A 5,551-nucleotide genomic window follows, 5' to 3' on the forward strand; every position below is an offset into this window, starting at 1 on the left:
CGGGCCGACGGCGCTGCTCGCCCGCCGGGGCGGCGGCGCGCGGCCGGCGCGGGCGGGCATCGAGCACCTCCGCCACCGCGCCCAGCAGCGCGGCGCGATCCATTGGCTTCGCCAGATGCCCGTCCATGCCGGCGGCAAGGCACCTTTCCTTGTCGCCTTCCATCGCCGCGGCGGTCATGGCGATGATCGGCACGCGTCCGGCGCTGCCGGCAAGGCTGCGGATTGCCGCCGTGGCGGCGAAGCCATCCATGCGCGGCATGCGCACATCCATCAGGATCAGGTCGTAGGCGGCGGTGCGCGCTGCGCCCAGCGCTTCCTCGCCGTCGCGCGCGAGGTCCACGGCGTAGCCCGCCTTGCGCAGGATGGCCGCGGCGACGAGCTGGTTCGCCTCCCCATCCTCGGCGAGAAGGATGCGCCCGAGCGCCCCGCCTCGCGGGCGCTGCGCGGCGGCGGCGGGTGCCGGCACCAACGTCGCCGGCGGCCGGCCCGATGCGGCGACGGGCTCGAGCGGGATGTCGAAGGTGAAGACCGAGCCCTTGCCCGGCGCGCTCTCCAGCGCGACGCGCCCGCCCATCAGGCCCACCAGCTTGCGGCAGATCATCAGCCCGAGCCCCGATCCGCCGAAGCGGCGCGCGGTGTCCGGCGCGCCCTGGGCAAAGGAGCGGAACAGCGTGCGCGCGACCTCGGGCGCGATGCCGATGCCGGTATCGGCGACGGCGAAGCGGATGCGGCCCTCCGCCTCGGCGCGCTCGACCCGGATGCCGACGCCGCCCGAGGTGGTGAACTTCACCGCATTGTCGGCAAGGTTCAGCAGCACCTGGCGCAGCCGGACGGGGTCGCCGACGACGCGGGCGGGCAGCAGTGGCTCGATGCTGGCCGACAGGCGCAGCCCCTTCTCGGCCGCGGCGGGGGCGAGCAGGTCCAGCACTTCCGTGACCGGCTGGGCGAGGTCGAAGGGAATGGCCTCGAGCGGCAGCCGCCCGGCCTCGATGCGCGAAAGGTCGAGCATCTCGTTGACGGTCGACAGCAGCGTCTCCCCGCAGCGTCGCGCGGTCTCGGCATAGGCGCGCTGCTCGGCGTCGAGCGCGGTGTCGAGCAGGAGGGAGACGGTGCCCATCACGCCATTCATGGGCGTGCGGATCTCGTGCGACATGAAGGCGAGGAAGTCGCTCTTCTCGGTCGAGGCGCGCTCGGCCTGGCGGCGGGCGCGCTGCGTCGCGCGCGCCAGCCGCTCGCGCGCCGTCACGTCGTGCTGGATGCCGAGGAAGTAGCGCAGTGTGCCGTCCTCGGCGAAGACGGGGGAGATGTGCAGTTCGTTGACGAAGCGCGTGCCGTCGCGGCGGTGGTTGACGATCTCGATGTCGATCGACCGGCGCTCGGCGATGGCCAGCCGCACGGCGTGGACATGCTGCGGGTCGGTGCCCCGGCCCTGGAGGAAGCGGCAATTGCGCCCGATCACCTCGGCCGGCCCGTAGCCGGTCAGGCGGAAGAAGGCCGGGTTGGCGTAGACGATCGGGCAGTCGGGCAGGTTCGGGTCGGTGATGACGATGCCTGTGGGCGCCGCAGCGACCGCGGCCGCGAGGGCATCCCGGAACGGCTCGGGGGAGGGGGCCGCCTGGCTACTCGTCGTAGGCGACGAGCGATTCGAACGGGACATCGAGCCGGTTCCTTCCACCGAGGAAGGTCAGCTCGATCAGCGCGGCCGCGCACGGCACCTCGGCCCCCGACTGGCGGAGCAGGCTGACGCCCGCCGCCATGGTCCCGCCCGTCGCGAGCAGGTCATCGAGGATCACGACCCTTTGGCCCTTCTGAACGGCATCCGCCTGCATCTCGATCCGGTCGGTGCCGTATTCCAACGCGTAGTTCAGCCCGATGGTGAGCCCCGGCAGCTTGCGCGGCTTGCGCAGCATGACGAAGCCGAGCCCGAGTTCGAGGGCCAGGGGTGCGGCCACGAGGAAGCCGCGGCTCTCGATACCGGCGAGGAGATCCGGCTTGTGCGGGCGGACCGCGTCCGCGAGGCGGGCCATGGCGGCGCGCCACGCCGGTCCGTGCCGGAGCAGGGTAGAGATGTCGTAGAACAGGATTCCGGGCTTCGGGAAGTCCGGGATCCCGCGGATATGGGCCTTGAGGTCGATGGTGTCGGTGGTCACGTCTGTTCGCTGCCGGTCTTCTTGGGTTGTCGGGAGAGCCCGGGGATACGGGCCGGCAGTTCGCTAGCCTTCCGGCCGCCAATGTAGAAGATTGACACTCCAACTGTCCAGTTATCGTGACGCACAACAGGTCGTGCGCCGGCCCCCTTGGCGCGGCGGCCGCGCGGCGGCATCTGAGCGGCATGTCCCGAACGCCGATCGCGATCCTGGCCGGCCTGGCCGGCTTCTTCCTGTACGTGCTGCTGGTGCTGTTGGCCGCGGATCATGTCCGCGCGCTGCACTGGACGGTCGAATTGCTGTTCTTTGCCGTGGCCGGGGTGGCCTGGGTCTGGCCTGCGCGGGCGCTGATGGTCTGGGCGGTGCGCGGCGGGGGCTGAAGCGGACCGATCAGCGGTCCTGGTCGGCCAGCGAGATGATGTCGGCGATGGCCTGGGCCTCGCCGCCGTGTTCAGCCCAGAGGCGGCTGATCGCGCCGAGGATGATGTCGCGCACGCTCTCATGCGTGGCCTGGTCGCCCGACGCATGGCGGATCGCCGACTCGATCGCGTCGGTCAGTTGCGTCGCGAGCAGGCGCAGCTCGTCGAGCGGACGGTCCGTCAAGGCGACGTGTCGTCGAATCGCGGTCTCCGCCGCCTCCGCGATCTCGTTTCGGGACAAGGGATCCATATCAAGGCCTTACCGGAGGCGATCTGCTCGCCAGGCTGGGCGCGGCGCCTGAAAGGCGCCTGCGGGCGAAACTGGAGATGAGACGCCGTGACGATTCGCGAGACAATTCTCGAATTCGTGAGGGCGCGATCTTCAGGCTAGCGCTACCTACGTCGTGATTTTTGCGTGATTGGATCGTCATCCGTCAACCCTGTCATCTCACGATCGCGTGATATCAAGAGGTTGTAGGAAAAACCTGAGAAAACGCTGATCAATCTGCGGTTTATACGATGCTGGACACGCCAGGGTTGTCTTAGTAATTGTCGGTTGTGTCAAATTTCAGCGGAGGGGGTTCCGATATGAACGATATTGCGTCGGCTCGGTCCGTCTACCAGGCGTGCACCATGGATTCGGGCTTCTGGCTTGGCCACAACCATATGGTGCAGGCCAAGGGCGCCCTCGAGCGGGTTCTCGCCCACGCGCATGAAGATGGCAATGTGGATGCCGTGAAGGTCCTGCATTCGATCATCGCCCTGCTGGAAGTCAGCACGGTCCCCGAGCGGAACTGACACACAGCCTCGAAGCCGGGGAGCGGGCCTGCGGGCCCGCGCCGCGGCGTGGCGCGCGCCGGCAGCCGGCGCTGAAGCCTCCACGGCCGCGCCTCGCAGCCGTTCCGCCATGCCATTCCCGGCCTGGCCGCATAACGCCGATCGACCGCGTGGCCATCCGTCCCGGGCCCTGCGACACCCTGTTGGAAGCCTTTCCGCATCCTGCCGGCCGGCCGCGCCCACTCGCGCGTGCCGGCCGCGCGCCTTTGCATGCAGGCCATCCGCCAAAGACGCGCGCCCCCATCGATCAGCAGGAAGAGAGAAGCGCGGCGCCGGCCAGGAAGTGGTCGGAGTGAGAGGATTCGAACCTCCGGCCCCTGCGTCCCGAACACAGTGCTCTACCAGGCTGAGCTACACTCCGGTGCCGCCCGGCGCCGCGGAGGCGGGGGTATAGCCGCAGCTTTCCGGCGCCGCAAGCCGCCCCCCGTGCGCGACATTGTCACGCGCCATTGCGCGATCGACGAATAAGTATCACCTCCGACCGCGTCGCTACGCGGCGCATCCCAGGACAGGAAACGGACGCATGAAGGCTTGGCTGATCGTCGGAGCGGCGCTTGCCGCCATCGGAACCGCGGGCACCGCGGTAGCGCAGGATGTCATCGCGCAGCGCCGGGACGGCCTGCGCGGCATGGGCCGCCACATGGAAGCGATCAAGGCGGTGACCGATGCGCGCGGCGACACCCGCCCGCTCGTCGCCCGGATCGACGAGATGATCACCTTCTACCGCGGCATGCCCGCCTTGTTCCCGGCCGGCTCCGGCACCGGCGACACGCGCGCGCTGGCGGCCATCTGGTCCGACCGCGCGGGCTTCGAGCAGGCCAATGCCAACATGGTCACGCAGCTCGGCGCCCTTCGCACCGCGGCCGCGGCCGGCGACGTGGCGGCGACAACCGCCGCCTTCGGCCAGGCGGGTGCGACCTGCGGCGCCTGCCACCGCCCCTATCGCGGTCCCGCGCGCTGAACGGCGGGGCGGGGGTTCGCCCCCGCCCTCAGCCCAGGCGCGTCACCCACCAGACGAACACCCCCGCCGCGCCGGCCAGCACCAGCCCGAGCCCGGCATGGGCATGGCGCGGCGCGCGCGCATGGGATGCTGGGATCGCCTTCGTGCCGACCACCATCGGCACGACCAGGTCCTGCCCCTTCACCAGCCGATAGGCGATCACCGCCGCGACGTGCAGCCCGATGAACGCGAGCAGCACGTTGATCAGCGTGAGATGCAGGTTGGTCATCCGCTCCGACGTCGCCTCGCTCACCGCATTGGCGAGCGGGCCGTGCTGGGAATAGGTGAAGCCGACATCGTGGTTGGCAAAGAGCCCGCTCACCGCCTGCGCGGCCAGCAGCAGCAGCAGCGCGACCACCATCCACGCGCCGGCGGGATTGTGCGTCACTTCCGTGTCGGGCTCCGGCCGGCGGAACTTCGCCAATTGCCGGAACGCCGCGGCCGGGGAGCGAAGGAAGGCCAGGAAGCGCGCATTCTCCGACCCCACCAGCCCCCAGGCGATCCGGAAGACGACCAGCGCGAGCAGCGTGTAGCCGCTGAGATAGTGCAGGTTCCACGCGCCCGACTTGGCGCTGAGGTAGGAGACCAGCACGCACGCGGCGGTCATCCAGTGGAAGGCGCGCACCCAGCCATCCCACACCTTCACGGTCACGGTCTTCTCGGCCATGCCGGCCCTCCTGCTGCTGTCGCGCCGCGCCGCCCCGGACTCCGGCACGACCCTGCCACGATGGGATGATGGGCATGCCATTCGGAATCGGAAACGCCCTGGTCGTCGCGGCGGCCGTCGCCCTGGCCGTCGCGCTGGCCGTCGCGCTGGCCGGGCGGTGGCTCCGAAGGCCCGGACTCACCGCGGCGGCGGGTGGGATCGGGCTCGCCGCGGGCTTCGCCACGGTGCTCGGGGTGGTCAGCGCCTCCCCTCGCCAATTGGCTGAGCGGCTGCCGCTGCTGGCGTTCCTGGCGCTCGGCGCCGGGCTGGTCGCCGCCCTCCCGCGCCGGCCGGTCCTCCGCCTGCTGGCCTTCGCCGCGGGCCTCGTCGGCTGCGCCTGGTGGATGGCGGGCGCGCCGCTGCATCTGCCGGACCTCCGGCGGGCGGCACCCGAGGCGGTGCTGCTGCTCGCCGCCATGGCGGTGAGCAGCAGCACCGCCTC

Annotated in this window: 8 protein-coding genes and 1 tRNA gene; 4 read left to right on the forward strand and 5 right to left on the reverse strand. The window is 70.6% G+C overall.

Annotated features, from left to right (window positions below):
* Both HW577_RS19675 and HW577_RS19680 read right to left on the reverse strand, forming a co-directional pair.
* Nucleotides 1-1,657: ATP-binding protein (locus HW577_RS19675; protein ID WP_198377831.1), on the reverse strand; the 1,657-nt coding region annotated here is incomplete at its 3' end.
* Entirely contained in the window at nt 1,620-2,135 is a 516-nt protein-coding gene (locus HW577_RS19680) for an adenine phosphoribosyltransferase (protein ID WP_198377837.1), read from the reverse strand. The genes HW577_RS19680 and HW577_RS19675, both read right to left, overlap by 38 nt.
* Before the next feature lie 197 nt (nt 2,136-2,332).
* Here HW577_RS19680 and HW577_RS19685 point away from each other — a divergent pair, with 197 nt between their 5' ends.
* Nucleotides 2,333-2,527, forward strand: coding sequence for a DUF2842 domain-containing protein (locus HW577_RS19685; RefSeq protein WP_198377832.1), 195 nt, complete (start codon nt 2,333-2,335; stop codon nt 2,525-2,527).
* Between the two features lie 10 nt (nt 2,528-2,537).
* Here the strand turns inward: HW577_RS19685 and HW577_RS19690 are convergent, their stop codons facing one another.
* Complete coding sequence (locus tag HW577_RS19690; RefSeq protein ID WP_198377833.1) at nt 2,538-2,750, reverse strand: hypothetical protein; 213 nt, start codon at nt 2,748-2,750, stop codon at nt 2,538-2,540.
* 449 nt (nt 2,751-3,199) lie between these two features.
* On the opposite strand from HW577_RS19690, the gene HW577_RS19695 reads away from it, so the two are divergent.
* Nucleotides 3,200-3,364 (forward strand): hypothetical protein, encoded by a 165-nt coding sequence (locus HW577_RS19695; RefSeq protein ID WP_198377834.1) that lies wholly within the window; start codon nt 3,200-3,202, stop codon nt 3,362-3,364.
* A 323-nt stretch (nt 3,365-3,687) separates the two neighbouring features.
* Here the strand turns inward: HW577_RS19695 and HW577_RS19700 are convergent.
* A tRNA-Pro gene (locus HW577_RS19700) sits at nt 3,688-3,764 on the reverse strand.
* Nucleotides 3,765-3,926: 162 nt separating this feature from the next.
* Here HW577_RS19700 and HW577_RS19705 point away from each other — a divergent pair.
* Entirely contained in the window at nt 3,927-4,364 is a 438-nt protein-coding gene (locus HW577_RS19705; RefSeq protein ID WP_198377835.1) for a c-type cytochrome, read from the forward strand.
* 28 nt (nt 4,365-4,392) lie between these two features.
* Here HW577_RS19705 and HW577_RS19710 read toward each other — a convergent pair whose 3' ends face one another.
* Nucleotides 4,393-5,070, reverse strand: coding sequence for a cytochrome b/b6 domain-containing protein (locus HW577_RS19710; protein ID WP_198377836.1), 678 nt, complete (start codon nt 5,068-5,070; stop codon nt 4,393-4,395).
* 74 nt (nt 5,071-5,144) lie between these two features.
* Between HW577_RS19710 and HW577_RS19715 the strand changes: the two genes are divergently transcribed.
* Nucleotides 5,145-5,551: hypothetical protein (locus HW577_RS19715; RefSeq protein ID WP_419956598.1), on the forward strand; the 407-nt coding region annotated here is incomplete at its 3' end.

The organism is Neoroseomonas rubea, assembly GCF_016106015.1.
GTDB lineage: Bacteria > Pseudomonadota > Alphaproteobacteria > Acetobacterales > Acetobacteraceae > Neoroseomonas > Neoroseomonas rubea.

Excerpts from the sequence above, each read along its gene's own strand:
- HW577_RS19710 (WP_198377836.1), bottom strand. The coding sequence starts at position 5,070 with ATGGCCGAGAAGACCGTGACCGTGAAGGTGTGGGATGGCTGGGTGCGC.
- HW577_RS19685 (WP_198377832.1), top strand. The coding sequence starts at position 2,333 with ATGTCCCGAACGCCGATCGCGATCCTGGCCGGCCTGGCCGGCTTCTTC.
- HW577_RS19695 (WP_198377834.1), top strand. The coding sequence starts at position 3,200 with ATGGATTCGGGCTTCTGGCTTGGCCACAACCATATGGTGCAGGCCAAG.
- HW577_RS19705 (WP_198377835.1), top strand. The coding sequence starts at position 3,927 with ATGAAGGCTTGGCTGATCGTCGGAGCGGCGCTTGCCGCCATCGGAACC.